12 protein-coding genes are annotated in these 18869 nt (G+C 62.6%); 9 read left to right on the forward strand and 3 right to left on the reverse strand.

Annotated features, from left to right (window positions below; genetic code table 11):
• The first annotated feature begins 11 nt into the window (after positions 1-11).
• The 3 genes from LPA37_RS25025 to LPA37_RS25035 all read left to right on the forward strand — a co-directional run bounded on the left by LPA37_RS25025 (position 12) and on the right by LPA37_RS25035 (position 4972).
• Positions 12-1664, forward strand: coding sequence for an acetolactate synthase large subunit (locus LPA37_RS25025; RefSeq protein WP_229013987.1), 1653 nt, complete (start codon positions 12-14; stop codon positions 1662-1664).
• Between the two features lie 49 nt (positions 1665-1713).
• Positions 1714-3150: an aldehyde dehydrogenase family protein gene (locus LPA37_RS25030; protein WP_229013988.1), complete on the forward strand. Its 1437-nt coding sequence runs from the start codon at positions 1714-1716 to the stop codon at positions 3148-3150.
• A gap of 367 nt (positions 3151-3517) precedes the next feature.
• On the forward strand, positions 3518-4972 hold the full coding sequence (locus tag LPA37_RS25035) for a DEAD/DEAH box helicase (protein ID WP_228981879.1): 1455 nt from the start codon (positions 3518-3520) through the stop codon (positions 4970-4972).
• A gap of 124 nt (positions 4973-5096) precedes the next feature.
• Here LPA37_RS25035 and gluQRS read toward each other — a convergent pair whose 3' ends face one another.
• Both gluQRS and LPA37_RS25045 read right to left on the reverse strand, forming a co-directional pair.
• Entirely contained in the window at positions 5097-6044 is a 948-nt protein-coding gene (gluQRS, locus tag LPA37_RS25040; RefSeq protein ID WP_229013989.1) for a tRNA glutamyl-Q(34) synthetase GluQRS, read from the reverse strand.
• Between the two features lie 8 nt (positions 6045-6052).
• Positions 6053-6916 carry a sulfurtransferase gene (locus LPA37_RS25045; RefSeq protein ID WP_229013990.1) on the reverse strand — a complete coding sequence of 288 codons (864 nt, stop codon included), beginning with the start codon at positions 6914-6916 and terminating at the stop codon, positions 6053-6055.
• Positions 6917-7239: 323 nt separating this feature from the next.
• On the opposite strand from LPA37_RS25045, the gene dnaE reads away from it, so the two are divergent.
• Positions 7240-10809, forward strand: coding sequence for a DNA polymerase III subunit alpha (gene dnaE, locus LPA37_RS25050; RefSeq protein ID WP_229013991.1), 3570 nt, complete (start codon positions 7240-7242; stop codon positions 10807-10809).
• Between the two features lie 24 nt (positions 10810-10833).
• Here the strand turns inward: dnaE and LPA37_RS25055 are convergent, their stop codons facing one another.
• Positions 10834-11592 (reverse strand): glycosyltransferase family 2 protein, encoded by a 759-nt coding sequence (locus tag LPA37_RS25055; protein ID WP_229013992.1) that lies wholly within the window; start codon positions 11590-11592, stop codon positions 10834-10836.
• Positions 11593-11837: 245 nt separating this feature from the next.
• Between LPA37_RS25055 and msbA the strand changes: the two genes are divergently transcribed.
• The 5 genes from msbA to LPA37_RS25080 all read left to right on the forward strand — a co-directional run bounded on the left by msbA (position 11838) and on the right by LPA37_RS25080 (position 18787).
• Entirely contained in the window at positions 11838-13616 is a 1779-nt protein-coding gene (msbA, locus tag LPA37_RS25060) for a lipid A export permease/ATP-binding protein MsbA (protein ID WP_229013993.1), read from the forward strand.
• A gap of 37 nt (positions 13617-13653) precedes the next feature.
• The gene (locus LPA37_RS25065) at positions 13654-14766 is read left to right on the forward strand and encodes a glycosyltransferase family 4 protein (RefSeq protein ID WP_229013994.1); all 1113 of its coding nucleotides are present in this window, start codon (positions 13654-13656) and stop codon (positions 14764-14766) included.
• Between the two features lie 270 nt (positions 14767-15036).
• Complete coding sequence (locus LPA37_RS25070) at positions 15037-16170, forward strand: glycosyltransferase family 9 protein (RefSeq protein WP_229013995.1); 1134 nt, start codon at positions 15037-15039, stop codon at positions 16168-16170.
• Positions 16171-16181: 11 nt separating this feature from the next.
• The gene (locus LPA37_RS25075; RefSeq protein WP_407672617.1) at positions 16182-17537 is read left to right on the forward strand and encodes an O-antigen ligase family protein; all 1356 of its coding nucleotides are present in this window, start codon (positions 16182-16184) and stop codon (positions 17535-17537) included.
• A complete protein-coding gene (locus LPA37_RS25080; protein WP_229013997.1) occupies positions 17534-18787 on the forward strand; it encodes a glycosyltransferase in 1254 nt (417 codons plus the stop codon). Before LPA37_RS25075 ends, LPA37_RS25080 begins: the two co-directional genes overlap by 4 nt.
• The last annotated feature ends 82 nt before the right edge of the window (positions 18788-18869 follow it).

The raw sequence follows: 18869 nt of genomic DNA on the forward strand, positions 1-18869 counted from the left end.
GAGACTCTCAAATGAAAGCTTCGGATCTGTTCGTCAAGTCGCTGGAAGCTGAAGGTGTCGAGTACGTGTTCGGCATCCCCGGCGAGGAAAACCTCGATCTCCTCGAATCGCTGCGTCGCTCGAAAATCCGTCTGATCCTCACGCGCCACGAGCAGGCTGCTGGCTTCATGGCGGCGACCTATGGGCGCCTCACCGGCCGCACCGGCGTCTGTCTCGCGACGCTCGGCCCGGGCGCGACCAACTTCGTGACGGCAGCGGCCTACGCGCAGCTGGGCGGCATGCCGATGCTGATGGTCACCGGACAGAAGCCGATCAAGTCGAGCAAGCAGGGCCATTTCCAGATCGTCGACGTCGTGCGGATGATGGAGCCGCTCACCAAGTACACGCGGCAGATCGTGTCGATCGCGAATATTCCGGCGTCGGTGCGCGAGGCGTTCCGTCAGGCCGAGGAAGAGCGGCCAGGCGCCACGCATCTGGAGTTGCCCGAGGACGTCGCGCACGAAGAGGGCGACGGCAAGCCGATTCCAAAGAGTTTCAGCCGCCGGCCCGTCGCCGAGGAAAAGGCGGTCGCGCGTGCGGTCGAGGCGATCACGAAGGCGCAGCATCCGTTGCTGATGATCGGCGCCGGCGGCAACCGCAAGACCACGACGAAGATGCTGCGTGAATTCGTCGACCAGATCGGCATTCCGTTCTTCACGACGCAGATGGGCAAGGGCGTGATCGACGAATCGCATCCAATGTGGCTCGGCAACGCGACGCTCTCCGACGGCGACTTCGTCCACCGTGCGATCGATCACGCCGACTGCATCATCAACGTCGGCCACGATGTGATCGAGAAGCCGCCCTTCTTCATGCGCAGCGGCGAAGCCGGCGAGAAGACCGTGATTCACGTGAATTTTCTCGGTGCCGAGGTCGATACCGTGTATTTCCCGCAGATCGAAGTGGTGGGCGATATCGCGAACGCCGTGTGGCAACTGAAGGAAAGCCTGAAGTCGCGTCAGGAGCACTGGGACTTCACGCGTTTCAAGGAGATCAAGCAACATTTCGAGGCGCATCTCGTGAAAGGGCAGCTCGACGATCGCTTTCCGATGTATCCGGTGCGCATCGTCAACGACGTGTACGAGACCACGCCTGTCGACGGCATCGTGTGTCTGGATAACGGCATGTACAAGATATGGTTCGCGCGCTACTACCGTGCGCACGAACCGAATTCGCTGCTGCTCGACAACGCGCTCGCCTCGATGGGCGCGGGGCTGCCGTCCGCCATCGCGACGAAAATCGTGCATCCGGACCGCAAGGTAATGGCCGTGTGCGGCGACGGCGGCTTCATGATGAACTCGCAGGAGCTCGAAACAGCGGTGCGGCTCAAGCTCGATCTCGTGATCCTGATCCTGCGCGACGACGCGTTCGGCATGATCCGCTGGAAGCAGGAGAACATGAACTTCCCCGATTACGGCATGACGCTGCGCAACCCCGATTTCGTCGACTACGCGAAGAGTTACGGCGCGCAGGGGCACCGGATCGAGGCCGCGTCCGAATTCGCGCCGCTCCTGCGCGAATGCTTCGCGACGCCGGGCGTGCACGTGATCGATCTGCCGATCGACTACTCGGATAACGAACGCGTGCTCAATCGCGAGATCAAACGGCTGAGCGCGCAGATTTGAGACTGCTGCGGGCGCATTGCACACTGCATCGTTGAAGGGAGAACGCGACATGTTGAAGAAGTCCTACCCGTACTACCTCGCGAACGAACCGGTCGCGGCGAACACGGATCTCGAAGTCACCGACAAGTTCAGCGGCGAAGTGGCGACGCGCGTCGCGCTCGCCGACGCGAAAGCCATCGATAAAGCGATCGGCGCTGCCGTCGACGTCATGCCGGCGATGCGCGACTTTCCGCCGTTCAAGCGTCAGGCCGTGCTCGAGCATTGCGTGGCCCGCTTTCGCGAGCGCTACGACGAACTGGCGATGGCGTTGTGCATCGAAGCGGGCAAGCCGATCAACGATGCGCGCGGCGAGGTGACGCGCCTGATCGACACGTTCAAGGTGGCGGCGGAAGAGTCGGTGCGCATCGACGGCGAGATCATCAATCTCGAGATTTCGCCGCGCGCGAAGGGTTATCACGGCTACACGAAGCGCGTGCCGATCGGGCCGTGCTCGTTCATCTCGCCGTTCAATTTCCCGCTCAACCTGGCGGCGCACAAGGTCGCACCCGGGCTCGCCGCGGGCGTGCCGTTCGTGCTGAAGCCGGCGAGCCGCACGCCGGTCGGCGCGCTCATCATCGGCGAGGTTCTCGCGGAAACCGATCTGCCGAAGGGCGCGTTCTCGATCCTGCCCGCGCATCGCGACGGCGCCGATCTCTTCACCACTGACGAGCGCTTCAAGCTGCTGTCGTTCACCGGCTCGCCGGCGGTCGGCTGGGACCTGAAGAAGAAGGCCGGCAAGAAAAAGGTGATCCTGGAACTGGGTGGCAACGCGGCGGCGATCGTCGACGGCGACCAGCGCGACAAGCTCGATTACGTCGTCGACCGTCTCGCGTTCGGCGCGTTCTACCAGTCGGGGCAGAGCTGCATCGGCGTGCAGCGCATCCTGATTCATACGGATATCTACGACGCCCTGCGCGAAAAACTGATCGCGAAAACGAAGTCGCTGAAAATGGGCGACCCAAAGGACGAAAAGACGTTCGTCGGCCCGATGATCTCGGAATCGGAGTCGAACCGGCTGGCCGGCTGGATGGAAGCGGCGGTGCTGGCGGGCGCGAAGATCGTCGCGGGCGGCAAGGTGGACGGCGCGATGTTCGAAGCCACGCTGCTCGAAATCGTGCATCGCGATCAGGATCTGTACCGCAAGGAAGCGTTCGGGCCGGTCGCGATTCTGGAGCGCTTCGAGCAGTTCGACGACGCGCTCGCGACCGTCAACGACAGCGACTTCGGCCTGCAGGCGGGCGTTTTCACCGATTCGCTCGCGCATGCGCATCGCGCGTGGGACACGCTCGACGTGGGCGGCGTCGTGATCAACGACGTACCGTCGTTTCGCGTCGACAACATGCCGTACGGGGGCGTCAAGGATTCGGGCCTCGGGCGCGAGGGCATCCGCTACGCGATCGAGGACATGACCGAAAGCCGCCTGATGGTGATGCGCGAGACGTGGTGAGCGGGTGGTTCTTCTGGCCGGTTCTGCCCACGCCTTCGCGACGATGCGCGGGCGTCACGCAACTGTCGCCTGAACGCGGTACGCTCGACGCGCCGGGATCTGTCCCCGGCGCCGGGCGAGATCGGTGCCATGCCTGTCGGGCGGGGCAGAGCAGAAAGGCGGCAGGTGCGCCATGAGTGTTTTTGCTGAAGTGCTACAATACCGCCCTTTCCGGCGGATGTTTCCGTCGGCCGGAGCCGGCCGCATTCTTTCTCCTGTTTCTTCGGGTCCCGTGCGGCATGCCGTGGCTCCGCCTTCATCCTGATGTCCTCTGCGGCTTTGCCCGCTGCCACGCTTAGCCGCAGGCGCATTTTTAGCGAAAGCCACCATGTCCGACACAGACGTCACGCCCAGTACCGATACACCGACCTTCGACCAGTTCGGCCTTCACGCCGATATCCTGAAGGCCATCACGGACTCGGGCTACACGACGCCGACGCCGATCCAGGCGCAAGCCATTCCAGTTGTACTCGCGGGCCGCGACGTGATGGGCGCCGCGCAGACGGGAACCGGCAAGACCGCGAGCTTCTCGCTGCCGATCATCCAGCGTCTGTTGCCGCAGGCCAGCACGAGCGCCTCGCCCGCACGCCATCCGGTGCGCGCGCTGATTCTCACGCCGACGCGCGAACTCGCCGACCAGGTTGCCGCGAACGTGCATGCGTACGCGAAGCACACGTCGCTGCGCAGCGCGGTGGTGTTCGGTGGCGTCGACATGAACCCGCAGTCGGCCGAATTGCGGCGCGGCGTGGAAATCCTGATCGCGACGCCGGGGCGCCTGCTCGACCACGTCCAGCAAAAGACGGCCAACCTCGGCCAGGTCCAGATGCTCGTGCTCGACGAAGCCGACCGCATGCTCGACATGGGCTTCCTGCCCGACCTGCAACGCATCCTGAACCTGCTGCCGAAGGAGCGCCAGACGCTGCTGTTCTCGGCCACGTTCTCCGGCGAAATCAAGAAGCTGGCCGCGACGTATCTGCGCAATCCGCAGACGATCGAAGTCGCGCGCAGCAATTCGACGGCGACGAATGTGACGCAGGTCGTTTACGAAGTGGCGGAAGGCGACAAGACCGGCGCGGTGGTGAAGCTGATCCGCGATCGCGGCCTGAAGCAGGTGCTCGTGTTCTGTAACAGCAAGATCGGGGCGAGCCGTCTTGCGCGCTCGCTCGAACGCGATGGCGTGGTGGCGACCGCGATTCACGGCGACCGCACGCAGAACGAGCGGATGCAGGCGCTCGAGGCGTTCAAGCGCGGTGAAATCGAAGCGCTGGTGGCCACCGACGTGGCCGCGCGCGGTCTCGACATCGTGGAACTGCCGGCCGTGATCAACTTCGATCTGCCGTGGAATCCGGAAGATTACGTTCACCGTATCGGCCGTACTGGCCGCGCGGGCGCCTCGGGCGACGCGCTGTCGCTGTGCAGCCCGAACGAGCGCAAGCAACTGGCCGATATCGAGAAGCTGATCAAGCGTCCGCTCGAAGTACAGCCTCTGCACGTCGACGTGCCCGTGCGTCATCATCATGAAGAGCGCGGCGCCCGTCGCGAGCGCGACGAACGTCCGGCGCGTCGCCGCACGACAGGCGGTTCGGGTACGTTCGACCGTCCGCATCATCATCGCCACGCAGCAGCGCCCGTCGACGATTTCTTCCTCAAACCCTACGAGCCGTCGCCCTCCACGAAGAATCCGGAAGAGCCCGCGTCTTCGCCGCAAAAGCCCGCTTCGCGGCAACCGCTTGCTGCGTTGCTCGGCGGTTTCGGCATGCCGCGCAAGACGACATCGACCTGAATCGTTCGGCTCGATCATTGATCTTCGAGCCGGCGTTCGTGGTTTTCCTGTCTGGCTGAACCTGAACGCGCACCGCACCCATGCATGGGTCACGCGCCGCGATGTTCGGGATGTTGTCGCCCGTTCAGGTTTGTTCGCGCGTTTCGAGCTGCGCAAGGCGCTCGGACCATGCCCTGGTGGCATTCCTGTAGAACGTGCCCAGCGATTCGCTTCGCACGTTGTTTCCCATATCGAGACCGAGATGCGCCGCTGCTGCGTGTAGCGCGGCCAGCGGATTGTCCGTGTCGAGCGCGATCGCGCCGGTCTGCTTGCTCAGCTTTTCGCCCAGTTCGTTCGTGACGACCGGAACATGCAGGTACGAGGGCGTCGCGGCGCCCATGCAACGTTGCAGGTAGATCTGACGCGCGGTCGAATCCAGCAGGTCCGCGCCGCGCACGACGTGGGTGATGCCCGCGTCCGCATCGTCCGTGACCACGGCCAGTTGATAGGCCCACTGGCCGTCCGCCCGTTTCAGCACGAAATCACCGACTTCCGTCGCCAGGTTCTGGGTTTGCAGACCTTGCCAGGCATCGTTGAAGGTGATGATGGCCGCATCGCCATCCGGCACCTTCAGGCGCCACGCGCGGGCCGGCTTGCCGTGCAGGCCGTCGCGGCATGTGCCGGGATACGCGAGCGTTGTGTGCCGCGCATGCGCGTGAAGCAGCGAATCCGCGATTTCCCTGCGCGTGCAGCCACACGGATAGACGAAGCCGCCATCTTCGAGCTGCGCGAACACCTGCTGGTAGCGTTCGGACCGCTCGCTTTGCCACACCGGTGGTTCATCCGCGTGCATGCCGAAGCGGGCGAGGGTAGCGAGGATATCCTGCGCGGCGCCAGGGACGGTACGCGGCGCGTCGACATCCTCGATTCTGACGAGCCACGTGCCACCATGCGCACGGGCGTCGAGCCAGCTGGCGAGCGCGCTCACGAGCGAGCCGAAATGCAGCGGGCCGGTGGGTGACGGGGCGAAGCGCCCCCGGCAGGCAGGGGGCGCCCCGGTGCCAGTTGCAGGGGCCTCGGCGGGCGCCGTCATTTGCGTGACTACGCAGCCTGTGCGCGATTCCTTTCGGGATGGCATTCAGGACAGGTTTTCCCGGGCGTGTACAGCGGTGACTTCTGCGCTTCCGCGCTGACGACCGCGCGGCAACCGAAGCACTGCGCCGTTGCAGTCGGTTCAAGTTGTGGATTGAGGGCCGTGCGGTAGTCGAATACGAAGCACTCGCCATGGTAGTGCGCGCCGCCGACTTCCTCGAAATACTTCAGGATGCCGCCTTCGAGCTGATAGACGTTATCGATTCCGACTTCCTTCATGTGGATCGCGGCCTTCTCGCAGCGAATTCCGCCTGTGCAGAACGACACGACGGTCTTGCCTTCGAGATCCGCGCGGTTCTGTTCGATGACTTCCGGGAATTCGCTGAACCTCGTGATGCGGTAATCGAGCGCGTTATCGAACGTGCCGACGTCGACTTCGAACGCGTTGCGCGTGTCCAGCATCACGACCGGGCGGCCCGCGTCGTCATGACCGCGGTCGAGCCACGTTTTAAGCGTGGGTGCATCGACGAACGGCGCCCGGCCGAGTTCCGGGCGGATGGCCGGTTTCTTCATCGTGATGATCTCGCGCTTGAGCTTGACCAGCATGCGGCGAAACGGCTGCTTTTCAGAAACGCTTTCCTTGAACTGCAGGCCCGCGAACCGGCCTTCGAACAGCGGATCGCGACGAAGATAGGCGATGAAGTCGCGCGCGGCTTCCGGCGTGCCGGCCACGAACAGGTTGATGCCTTCAGGCGCGAGCAGGATCGTGCCGCGCAGGCCGAGCGCATTGCAGCGGTCGGTGACGAGAGGGCGCCACGCGACGATGTCGTCCAGCGTCGCGAATTGATAGGCAGCGAGATTAACGATACTCATGATGGTCCAGCAGTAATGGGTGGCCGCTGGCGCTGAACGCGCATTCGCAGCGTAATTCGTACGATGCGGCCGATGCACGCCATGCGGCCACGGCAGGAAGTCTTGAATCCGTATTATCCCTCATCCCGCGATCGCGCCGGCAAGCTGGCCGGATGGCCAGTGATCGAACGCAACTTGCCGGGCTCGCGCCCGCCAAACCGGATACCGGAGACTTCGCCGCGAGGCGTCAAGACCCGCGTGGCGGCGCGCGTGCCGTCGTCACCCCTGGCCGGATGGCTGACGCGCCGGTTTTCGGCTCAAATGTTCGGGAGGGTGGAGTTACAATGTCGCCCATGTCAGATCCCCGCTTCGTTCATCTTCGCGTCCACTCCGAATTCTCGATTGCCGACGGCATCGTGCGCCTTGACGACATCGTCAAGGCCGCTGCCAGCGACGGTCAGGGCGCGCTCGCACTTACCGATCTCGGCAACGCGTTCGGTCTCGTTCGTTTCTACAAGGAAGCGCGTGGCAAAGGGGTCAAACCCATTGCCGGTTGCGACGTCTGGATCACGAATCCCGACGACCGAGACAAGCCTTCGCGGCTGCTGCTCCTCGTCAGGAACCGGCGGGGTTATCTGAACCTCTGCGAACTGCTTTCCAGGGCGTGGCTGACGAACCAGTATCGCGGTCGTGCCGAAGTCGAAGTCAGCTGGCTCGAATCGGGTCTGGGCGAAGGGCTGCTCGCGATCTCGGGCGCGCAGCAGGGCGACATCGGTCTTGCCCTCGCCGCGGGCAACGAGGAAGCCGCGAAGCGCAATGCGCAACGTTGGGCGAAACTGTTTCCGGGCGGCTTCTATATCGAGTTGCAGCGCTGCGGCCAGCCGGGTGGCGAAGCGTACGTGCAGCAGGCCGTCGCCATCGCGGCGGCGCTGAAACTGCCGGTCGTCGCCACGCATCCGTTGCAGTTCATGACGCCGGACGACTTTACCGCGCATGAGGCGCGTGTCTGTATTTCCGAAGGCGACATACTTGCCAATCCGCGCCGCCAGAAGCGCTTTACGACTGACCAGTATTTCCGTACGCAGGATGAGATGGCCGCGCTGTTCGCGGACATTCCGTCGGCGCTTGCGAATACCATCGAAATCGCGAAACGCTGCAATCTGACGCTCGAACTCGGCAAGCCGAAGCTACCCTTGTTCCCGACGCCTGATGGCATGTCGCTCGACGACTATCTCGTCCAGCTGTCCAAAGAAGGCCTCGAAAAGCGGCTCGAACAGCTGTATCCGGAACTCGCCGAACGCGAAGCCCAGCGCGACACGTATTTCCAGCGCCTCGAATTCGAGTGCGGCACGATCATCAAGATGGGCTTTCCGGGCTACTTCCTGATCGTTGCCGACTTCATCAACTGGGCGAAAAACAATGGCGTGCCGGTCGGCCCGGGGCGGGGCTCGGGCGCGGGGTCGCTGGTCGCGTACGCACTGGGCGTCACCGACCTCGATCCGCTGCGCTACAACCTGCTGTTCGAACGTTTCCTGAATCCGGAACGGGTATCGATGCCTGACTTCGATATCGACTTCTGTCAGGAAGGGCGCGACCGTGTCATCCAGTACGTGAAGCAGAAGTATGGCGCGGATGCGGTTTCGCAGATCGCGACCTTCGGCACGATGGCCGCGAAGGCCGCGGTGCGCGACATCGGCCGCGTGCTGGATCTGGGCTACATGTTCACGGACGGCATCGCCAAGCTGATTCCGTTCAAGCCTGGCAAGCACGTCACGATCGCCGACGCGATGAAGGAAGAGCCGCTTTTGCAGGAGCGCTTCGATAACGAAGACGAAGTGCGCCAGCTGCTCGAACTCGCGCAACGTGTGGAAGGCCTCACGCGTAACGTCGGCATGCACGCAGGCGGCGTGCTGATCGCACCTGGCAAGCTGACCGATTTCTGTCCGTTGTACACGCAGGGGGACGAGAGCGGCGTCGTGAGTCAGTACGACAAGGACGACGTCGAAGCCGTCGGCCTCGTGAAGTTCGACTTTCTGGGTCTCACCACGCTGACGATCCTCGACTGGGCCGAACGCTACATCCGCCGTCTCGACCCTTCGAAGCAGGACTGGTCGCTCGCGCAGGTGCCGCTCGACGACCCCGCGTCGTTCTCGATCCTGAAGAAGGCGAATACGGTTGCGGTGTTCCAGCTGGAAAGCCGCGGCATGCAGGGCATGCTGAAGGACGCGCAGCCTGACCGCTTCGAAGACATCATCGCGCTTGTGGCGCTGTACCGTCCGGGCCCGATGGACCTGATCCCGAGCTTCTGCGCGCGCAAGCACGGGCGCGAAGTCGTCGAGTATCCGGACCCGCGCGTCGAACCTGTTCTGAAAGAGACCTACGGCATCATGGTCTACCAGGAGCAGGTGATGCAGATGGCGCAGATCATCGGCGGCTATTCGCTGGGCGGCGCCGACCTGTTGCGTCGTGCGATGGGCAAGAAGAAGGCCGAGGAAATGGCCGAGCACCGCGCGTTGTTCCGCGAAGGTGCGGCGAAGAACGGCCTGACGGGTGAAAAGGCCGATGAAATCTTCGACTTGATGGAGAAATTCGCGGGCTACGGCTTCAACAAGTCGCACGCGGCGGCCTACGCGCTGCTCGCGTACTACACGGCGTGGCTGAAGGCGCATCATCCGGCGGAATTCATGGCGGCGAATATGTCGCTCGCCATGGACGACACCGACAAGGTCAAGATCCTGTTCGAAGACTGCATCTCGAACGGCATGAAGGTCTTGCCGCCGGATATCAACCAGTCGGCGTATCGGTTCGAACCGGTCGCCGAAGCCGACGGCAAGCGTTCGAAGACAATCCGCTATGGCCTGGGCGCGATCAAGGGCAGCGGTCAGAACGCGATCGAAGAAATCCTTCGTGCGCGTGATGACGGGCCGTTCATCGATATCTTCGATTTCTGCAACCGTATCGACCGTCGCATGGTGAACCGCCGCACGGTCGAGGCGCTGATACGCGCGGGTGCGTTCGATCTGCTGCATGACAACCGCGCGCAGCTGATCGCCTCGGTGTCGCTCGCCATGGAAGCGGCCGACCAGGCGAGCGCCAACGCGATGCAGGCGGGCCTCTTCGACATGGGCGACGAGCCTTCGCAAGGTCATGAACTTGTCGATGAGCCGGCGTGGGCGGAAAAGAAAAAGCTCCAGGAAGAAAAGGCTGCGCTCGGGTTTTATCTCTCGGGCCACCTGTTCGATGCGTACAAGGGCGAAGTGCGCCGCTTCGTGCGCCAGAAGATCGGCGAGCTGAAGGAAGGGCGCGACAAGCTGGTGGCCGGCGTGATCGCGTCGATGCGCACGCAGATGACCCAGCGCGGCAAGATGCTGATCGCGCTGCTGGATGACGGCACGGGCCAGTGCGAAGTGACGGTATTCAACGAAACGTTCGAGGCGCACAAGCAGCTCTTCAAGGAAGACGAACTGCTGGTGGTGCAAGGGCAGGCGCGCAACGACGCGTTTACGGGCGGCATCCGCTTCACGGTCGACACCGTGATGGACCTCGAACGCGCGCGTAGCCGTTATGCGCAGGCGGTGAAAGTCGAAATGAACGGGAATGCGGACGCGATCGCGCTGCGTCGCGTGCTGGAAGTCTATTGCGCCGGCCCCGACGAGGCAGCGAAGGCCGCGCCGGTCGCCACACGCGGTGGCGGTGGTGGGCGTGGTGGTAATGGAGGCGGTGGCTATGGCGGCGACCGGCAGCGTACGCCTGTCCATATACCCAACGGCCTCGCCGTGCAGGTCGTCTATCGCAGCGAGCACGCGGAAGGCGAAGTGCGTCTGGGCGACGCCTGGCGCGTCAAGCCGACGGACGAACTCATCGCTGCGTTGCGCGGCGAGTTCGCGGGTAGTTCGATTGAGATTGTGTATTGATGCGCGCAGAAGCGGGCCGGCTGCCTATTGCTGCGGCTCCCGCAGGCGTGCCAGTTTGAGAAACCGGTAGTACACCGTCTCCGCATTGAACATGGCGATCATGAAGCCTGCCTGGCCGTCGAGAAAGCCTGTCCGTAGCACGTAGGTACGCACGAAAGCCCAGGCGCCGCGCGCGACTGCCATGCCGAAGCTGCCGCTCTGTCCGGTGGCATGACGCTGCCGGGCGCCAGCCGTCGAGTAGGCGTCGAGCTTGCGTAGCACGGCTTCGAAGTCCTCGTACGAGTAGTGCATGAGCTTGCCGGCCAGTTGCTGCAACGGTCCGTCGAACACGAGGCGCTCGTGTACCAGATCGTCGGAGAAACGGGCGCAACCGTGCCTGAAAAGACGCGGAATCCAGTCGGGATACCAGCCACTGTGGCGGACCCAGTGGCCGCAGAAGCTCGACAGCCGGTCTACAGCGTACACGTCGACGGCAGGCGCCTGGATCGCCGTGAGGATGGACGCGGCCAGTTCGGGTGATACGATTTCGTCGGCGTCGAGCGAGAGCACCCAGGTGGTGGCGAGCGCGTCCAGCGCGCGATTTTTCTGCCTGCCAAAGCCCGGCCAGTCCGTGTGCTGTACAACGCGGGCGCCGTGCGCGCGGGCGATGTCGACAGTTTCGTCAGTGCTGCCGCTGTCGACGACAACGATTTCGTCGGCGAATGCGACGGCCTGTAGACATTCGGCGAGCCGGGCTGCTGCGTTTCTCGTGATGATCGCGACGCCGAGCGTGGTTTGTTTCATGCCTGGATGCGTTGAAGTTGCGTGTGAATGGCGGCTGATGAGCGCAAAGCGAAAGGGCCGGAACGTGCCGGGCAAGTATACACAGGATGGCTTGCCTACCTGTTCGCAGGTCTGAGGCGCAAAGATGCGACACATGCCTGACACCGATGCAGGGCAAAAGAAAGGGCAGGTACGCTGCCCGGTTTAAAATGTCGTTTTGTCTTCCGCCTTCGGGTGGATGTTCATCCGCTTTCTCAGAGGATTCCTTGAGCGCGAAGCCCACGTTAAGCAAACCAATCGGTTCAGGTGAGACCTCTCCTGGCGTCGTCTTTAATCGGCTGTGGCCATACATCAAGCCGTTGATGTGGGTCGTCGTGGCTGGAATCTCCACGATGGGTGTTGTGGCGGCCACCGAGGCCGGTATTCCCGCGCTGCTCAAACCGTTGCTCGATCATGGTTTCGGCGCGCACGGCAGCGCCGCCGCGAAATGGTTCGTGCCGGCCGCCGTGATTGGCCTTGCGCTGGTGCGCGGCGTAGCGCAATACCTGTCTGGCTATCTGCTTTCGTATGTGTCGAACAAGATCCTGCTTGAACTGCGTCTGAAGATGTTCGACCGCATGATCCACACGAGTGTCGCGTTCTTTCAGCGGGAAACCGCGAGCACGATCATTAACGCGATCGTCTTTGAGGTCAACCAGATTCTGAACGTGTTGACTGGCGTGATGGTCACCCTCGTGCGCGATTCACTGACGGTCGTGTTCCTGCTCGGTTATCTGTTCTATCTGAACTGGCGTTTGACGTTGATCGTCGCTGTTCTGCTGCCTGGCATCGGCTGGCTCGTCGGCAAGATCAACCGGCGGCTGCGGCGTCTGAACCGGGAAAGCCAGGCGCTCACGAATGAACTGTCGTACATCGTCGAGGAAACCGTAGGCGGCTATAAGGTCGTCAAGGTTCACAATGGTCAGAAGTACGAGACGGACCGGTTCACGGAAATGAGCCGGCGCCTGCGCGGCTATTCGATGCGTATGACTATCTCTGGAGGCCTCGCACAACCGCTGACGCAGTTTCTTGCGTCGATTGCGCTTGCGGTCGTGATCACAATTGCGGTGGTGCAGTCGTCGAACGACCAGACGACGGTCGGTGGTTTCGTCGCGTTCGTCACGTCGATGCTGCTGATCATCTCGCCGCTCAAGCACCTGATGGACGTCAACCAGCCATTACAGCGCGGCATGACCGCAGCCGAACTGATTTTCGGCCTGATCGACGAACCTTCGGAGCCCGAAGGCGGCGGCCGGCAACTGGAACGTTCGAACGGTGAGGTCGAATTCCGCGACGTATCGTTCCGTTATGGGGAAAGCCGGCCAGTACTGGACGGTGTGTCGTTCCGCATCGCGCCGGGCGAGATGGTCGCGCTGGCCGGCCCGTCGGGCAGCGGCAAGACGACGCTCGTCAACCTGCTGCCGCGCTTCTTCGATCCGGCGGGCGGCGAGATTCTCGTCGACGGCGTTGCGCTGCCTGAATACAACATCCACTCGCTGCGCAGCCAGATCGCGATGGTGAGTCAGGACGTGGTGCTTTTTAATGACACAGTCGCAAACAATGTCGCCTATGGCACCCCGGCCGACCGCGAGCGTGTGAAAGGTGCGCTGCACGCGGCCAACCTGTGGGACACCGTCGCGGCGATGCCGGAAGGTATCGATACGCTCGTTGGCGACAACGGCATGACGCTGTCCGGCGGGCAGCGCCAGCGTCTTGCGATCGCACGTGCGATTTACAAGGATGCGCCGATCCTGATTCTCGACGAAGCGACATCCGCGCTCGACTCGGAATCGGAACGCCACGTGCAGGCGGCGCTCGAAACGTTGATGAAGGGACGCACGACGCTCGTAATTGCGCACCGGCTCTCGACCATTGAACGTGCCGACCGGATTCTGGTGATGGAATCGGGACGCATCGTCGAGCGGGGCAGTCATCGTGAATTGCTCGCGCACGGCGGTCTGTATGCACATTTGCATCGCATCCAGTTCCAGCAGGACGCAGCATGACAGGGGTCGTGAGCGTGTCGACGTACGAGCGTCGAGCATGAAGATTGGTATCTCCAGCAACGCCCTGAAACACAGCGGCGGCCTCGAGCGCTACGCAATGGATGTCGTGCGCGGCCTCTCCGATGTGGGTATCGAGCCGGTGTTTTTCGCGCGCAGATTTGACATGTCGGTGCCGGAAAGCGGGCTCGTCAAACCATATCGAATCAACGTCTCGTTCCTTCCGGGCAAGTTGCGAGACAACTGGTTCGCCTGGCGGCTTCGGCGCGCCCGCCGTGCCGAAGCGATCGATGTGCTTATCGGTTGCAATCGTGTCGATGTATCCGACATTGCAATTTGCGGCGGCACGCATCTGGGTTTCCTTCGCGCGACGGGTCGTAAAGAGAGCAGTTCGGATCGCCGGCAGATCGCACTGGAGCGTCGCCAGTACGAGCAGGCGAGCGTGATCGTCGCGCATTCGAAACTGATGGGTGACGAGTTGCGTGAACTGTACGGCATCGATGACGCAAAGATCCGCGTGCTCTATCCACCGGTCGACGGCGCGCGCTTCGCACCTGTCGATGCTCGACGGCGTGCCGAACTACGACACAGATTCGGGTTCGCGGACGATGAAATCGTGCTGCTTTTTCCGTCGAGTAGCCATGAGCGCAAGGGCCTGCCGTTGATCGAAGCCGCGTTGCGCAGTACGTCGCTGCCGATCGTCGTAGCCGTCGCGGGGCGTCCGCCTGAACGGACGTCCGGGCGCGTGCGCTACATCGGCTACGTCAAGGAACTGGAAGACGCGTACCGCGCCGCCGATTTTACGATTCTCGCGTCGAAGTACGAGCCTTTCGGTCTGGTAGGTGTCGAGTCTGTGATGTGCGGAACACCAGTGATCTTTCCGTCGAGCATCGGTTGTGCCGACGCGATTGCGATGCACGCAAAGTTCATCTTCGAGCCGGGCAACGAGTCGAGCTTGCGCGCGGTGGTCGAGCGTGCTGCTTTGCAACGCCGAGCCGAAGAACCACGGGCGAGTTCACTGGTGGGCGGAACCGGCGGATCCGCCAGCCCCGTGCTCTACGACGCAAGCGTGGCCAGCCACGTCGAAGCGCTACTGACGCTGGCAAAAGACATCGACGCCAGAAAAGGTGGAGCGGGGCCTGCTCGTCGCTGACCCCAGTACGTCAAGGTACCAAGGGTCACATGCTACAATTTGAGATTGTCCAGAAGGACCGTGTTGACAGGATCCACCTTGATTATTGGAGCGGCGCGGGCAACAGCGCCTTGATTCCCGGTTTACGTCCGCTATGACATTTACAGGCGCTGCGCTACTGGATGCGATCTACAAGAATCAATCCATCCGAGATCCTGCCTGCGCATGAGGCCTTGTCCGGCAACATGAAGGCATTGAGAGCGAGCGCGGCACCAGCCCTTTCATGACACGATGAGTCGACTTCCCGGACGTATTCGCGTATTCGCGCGGGCCTTGCCGAGGCTAGCGCTTAAACCGCTGCGTCGCAGACCGGCCAGGTTGCAACGCATTCTGATCGCGCATCATTTGCTGCTTGGCGACACGCTACTGCTCACGCCGCTTATCGCGAAACTGCGCGCGTTGCATCCGCTCGCGCAGATCGTCTTGCTCTGTCCGAAGCCCATTGTTCCGATCTATGCCGGTCGGCCGTTCGACGTGGACGTCATGCCGTTCGATCCGCGTGATTCGTCGACCGTCAAGGCGGTGTTGGGTTCGGGCCCTTACGATCTGGGCATCGTCGCCGGAGATAACCGGTTTTCCTGGATTGCGCTCGGCGCGGGATGCCGCTGGATCGTCGCGCATGAGGGCGACGTGCCAGCCTGGAAGAATTGGCCCGTGAATGAAGCTTTGCCTTATCCCGTCACGCCTGCCGCGTGGGCGGACCTCACGGCCGATCTGATCGAGGGGCCGCCGCCGCGCCCTTTCCAGCCTGCGGACTGGCCTGCGCCACCGTATGTCGCACTGCCGGATGCAGAGGCCTTTCCCGATTCTCCCTACGTCGTGCTGCATCCCGGCGCAAGCACCAGCATGAAGCGTTGGCCGCAAGACCGGTGGCGTGAGCTCGCGCAGTTCGTTGTGTCGCTCGGCTATATTCCAGTGTGGAGCGGTGGCCCGCGCGAGATCGATCTGATTAGCGATATCGATCCCGATCCGTCGCATCCGAACCTGGCCGGGCAGCTTGAGCTCGGCGAGTTGTGGCATCTGTATGCCGGGGCGGCGGCGATCGTCTGTCCCGATACTGGGGTCGCGCATCTGGCGCGCATCGTCGGAGTGCCGGCGGTTGCGCTGTTTGGACCGGGTAATGCGTCCATCCACGGTGCCGGGAAATACTGGCGCGACGCGCCTTTCGTTCCCGTCACCATAGCCGATATGCCGTGCCGCGATCAGCCATTCATCTTTCGTCGAAAGCTCGCGTGGGTCCGCCGCTGCGACCGCGACGAGACAACCTGCGTCGCATGGGACGGCAATTATACGAGTTGTATGAATCGCCTTTCAGTCGAATCGGTGTGTAATGCACTGCGAAGTATTCTGGTGAAATCTCCGTGAAAAATGCGTCCATGCGCGTCGGACAGGCGCTTTGGATCGCCTGCCCGACCATCCTGTTTGTAGTGATGTTTGGTCACATGACGGGCATCGTCAACGTGGCCCTGGTCGTGCTGGCGATCGGCACGCTCGGCGCTGCCTTTTCGGCTGATCGCCCGTCCGTGCTGCGCTGGCCGCTGATGGTTCCAGTGCTCGCGTGGGCGGCGTGGACGGCCGGCGCGGTCGCGTGGTCCGTCTGGCCGAAGGTCAGTCTGCATGCGTGGTTTGACGAAGTGTTGTATCCGCTCGTTGCATTCTGGGCTTTCTGGCTGGTCGGATCGCGGGCAGAGCAGCCGGCGCGTCTTGCACTGGTAACCTGGGTCGCATGCCTGTTGCTCGCGATCATGAGCGCGCTCAACTGGGGCCATCTGCAACCGCCGACACCTGAGACTTTCCCGCTGCACTATTACAATCGCGTCGGCCACACGAGTACGCTCGCAATATTCGCCATTCCCGTTATTTCCGGCCTGATATTGGGGGCGCGCCGGCGCCTGGCTGGCCTGGTTGGCCTCGTCGCATGCCTGTTCGTCGGTCTGGCGACGCTTAACCGGTTCTTCTGGCCTGCCGTGGTCGTGACGTTGCTAGTCGCGTTGTTCCCCCTGTACCGTAAGCGCATGCTGCTGGCATCGGTTCTGGTTCTGGCGGTCATCGTCGCGGGCGTCGGCACGCTGGAGCTAAGTGCGCGGCTGCGTTTCGGCAATGCGGCACCGCCGCCAGCGCAACACGTCGTCGTCGTGGCTGGGCACACGTTCTATGTGCCGGCGTCGCTATCTGGAATCGATGACACGGTCTCTTCCGATACACGTCCGAAGCTGTGGGCCTTCTACAGTGCAGTGGGTAAATCGCACACATGGACCGGCATCGGGTTTGGCAAGCCACTGCCAGGCATGGCGTACCGCGCGCAGATGCCGGCGAGCCTGCTGAACCTCGAGCCGCAGGCACCTACTCATGCGCACAATCTCTTTCTGAATACGTGGCTGCAGACGGGCGTGATCGGTGTGATGTTGCAGAGCCTGCTACTGCTGTGTCTTGTGCTGCGCTTCTGGCGATTCCGGCGTACCGCGACGTGGGTGTGTGCAGCTGGTATCGCACTGGTGGCCGGGATGATTGCCAAAAATCTCACCGATGACTTCATGTGGCAGACGACGATGCTTGCTTTCTGGTCGTTCGCAGGCTTGCTACTTGGCAGCGGCGAACGGAAGTCGCATCTTCTTCCACCTGCGCGATCCGCTTCGTCCGTTTCCATGTGGACTGGGCGACCGACGATAAGGGAAAAACGGCCACCCCCCACAACGATGTATCAAAACGGTTCACACAGATCTGACGCATGAAATACGATACCGCCGGCCACGATTTGGCGCCCCCTGAGCGACCATTGCGTATCCTGTTTCACATCAACGACTTCGGCAATGGCGGCACGGAGACCGCACTGCTGTCGTGGCTCAATATGCTCGACCGGCGCTATTTCTCGCCCAGCTTGTCGGTCGGATATCCGACCGACGAACTAGCCTCATGGCGTGCGCGGTCCATTCCGGAAGACGTGCCGGTACACGTACTGGCGTCGCAGAAGTGGATGCATGCGTGGCATAACGACGCGCGCGGGCGCAAACTCGGCCGCGGCAAAAAGCTGCTGCACAAGCTGCTCACCTACGCCGCGATCCGGCCACTGGCCGGAAAGCGATTTCGCGAGATCGCGCGCGAACACGATATCGTGTGCGACTTCGATTTTTCGCTGAGACATCTGGCGGGCAGTGGCGATCTTCCCTGGTTCGGCGTCAGTCACTTCAGCCTCGCGACGCGGCTCGGCAGCAAGAGCGCGCGATATCGCGCGCGGCGCATCCGTCACTATTTGCGGTACTCGGCGATCGCCGTGTTGACGCCGGATATGTTCCGCGAAGCGACCGATCTGCTCGCCTCGACCGGCCTCGCGATCGTGGAACTGCCGAATGTGATCGATCTGGAAGCGATTCGTCGCAATGCACGCGTGGCAGTTGATAAGGCTGCGGAGCGGTTCATCGTGTCCGTGGCGCGGCTGGACGAAGGACAGAAAGACCACCGGACATTGCTGCGCGCGTACGCACAAGCGCGTATGCGGATGCGCGAGCCCGTCGATCTCGTGCTGATAGGCGAGGGGCGTGATCGGGGGACGCTGGAGCAACTCGTCGATGAACTCGGGATTCGCGCGTCGGTACATTTTCTCGGTTTTTGCGGGAATCCGTTTCCGCATATCCGGCAGGCTGAAATGCTGGTGCTGAGCAGTCGCTATGAGGGGCTTCCGATGGTGCTGAGCGAGGCGATGGCGCTCGGCACGCCGATCATCTCGACGGATTGTCCCACGGGGCCGCGTGATCAGCTCGATGGGGGCAACGCCGGGCTCCTGGTCACGGTGGGTGACGTCGAGGGCATGGCTCAGGCAATCGAACGTCTGCTGACGGACAACGATCTGCGATGTTCGCTCATCCGGCATGCGCGTGCGAAAGTGGAAACGTTCAGCGCGTTGCCCGCGAATGAACGGATGCTGGCGCTGGTGCGACAACTGCGGGCTTCGCGCGGGTCGACGAAGCAGGCATCGGCCAGCTAGAGCGTGTTAGGAACTTTGGATAATCGGCGCAGCATGAACGAGCATCAACATAGCGAAGACGACGAAGTGCAGACCTGCCAAG

It is taken from the genome of Paraburkholderia gardini (assembly GCF_907164545.1).
GTDB lineage: Bacteria > Pseudomonadota > Gammaproteobacteria > Burkholderiales > Burkholderiaceae > Paraburkholderia > Paraburkholderia gardini.

What these genes read in the sequence shown, in the direction of transcription:
- LPA37_RS25025 (WP_229013987.1), top strand. Translation starts at nt 12, where the DNA reads ATGAAAGCTTCGGATCTGTTCGTCAAGTCGCTGGAAGCTGAAGGTGTC.
- LPA37_RS25030 (WP_229013988.1), top strand. Translation starts at nt 1,714, where the DNA reads ATGTTGAAGAAGTCCTACCCGTACTACCTCGCGAACGAACCGGTCGCG.
- LPA37_RS25035 (WP_228981879.1), top strand. Translation starts at nt 3,518, where the DNA reads ATGTCCGACACAGACGTCACGCCCAGTACCGATACACCGACCTTCGAC.
- gluQRS (WP_229013989.1), bottom strand. Translation starts at nt 6,044, where the DNA reads ATGACGGCGCCCGCCGAGGCCCCTGCAACTGGCACCGGGGCGCCCCCT.
- LPA37_RS25045 (WP_229013990.1), bottom strand. Translation starts at nt 6,916, where the DNA reads ATGAGTATCGTTAATCTCGCTGCCTATCAATTCGCGACGCTGGACGAC.
- dnaE (WP_229013991.1), top strand. Translation starts at nt 7,240, where the DNA reads ATGTCGCCCATGTCAGATCCCCGCTTCGTTCATCTTCGCGTCCACTCC.
- LPA37_RS25055 (WP_229013992.1), bottom strand. Translation starts at nt 11,592, where the DNA reads ATGAAACAAACCACGCTCGGCGTCGCGATCATCACGAGAAACGCAGCA.
- LPA37_RS25065 (WP_229013994.1), top strand. Translation starts at nt 13,654, where the DNA reads ATGAAGATTGGTATCTCCAGCAACGCCCTGAAACACAGCGGCGGCCTC.
- LPA37_RS25070 (WP_229013995.1), top strand. Translation starts at nt 15,037, where the DNA reads ATGAGTCGACTTCCCGGACGTATTCGCGTATTCGCGCGGGCCTTGCCG.
- LPA37_RS25075 (WP_407672617.1), top strand. Translation starts at nt 16,182, where the DNA reads ATGCGCGTCGGACAGGCGCTTTGGATCGCCTGCCCGACCATCCTGTTT.
- LPA37_RS25080 (WP_229013997.1), top strand. Translation starts at nt 17,534, where the DNA reads ATGAAATACGATACCGCCGGCCACGATTTGGCGCCCCCTGAGCGACCA.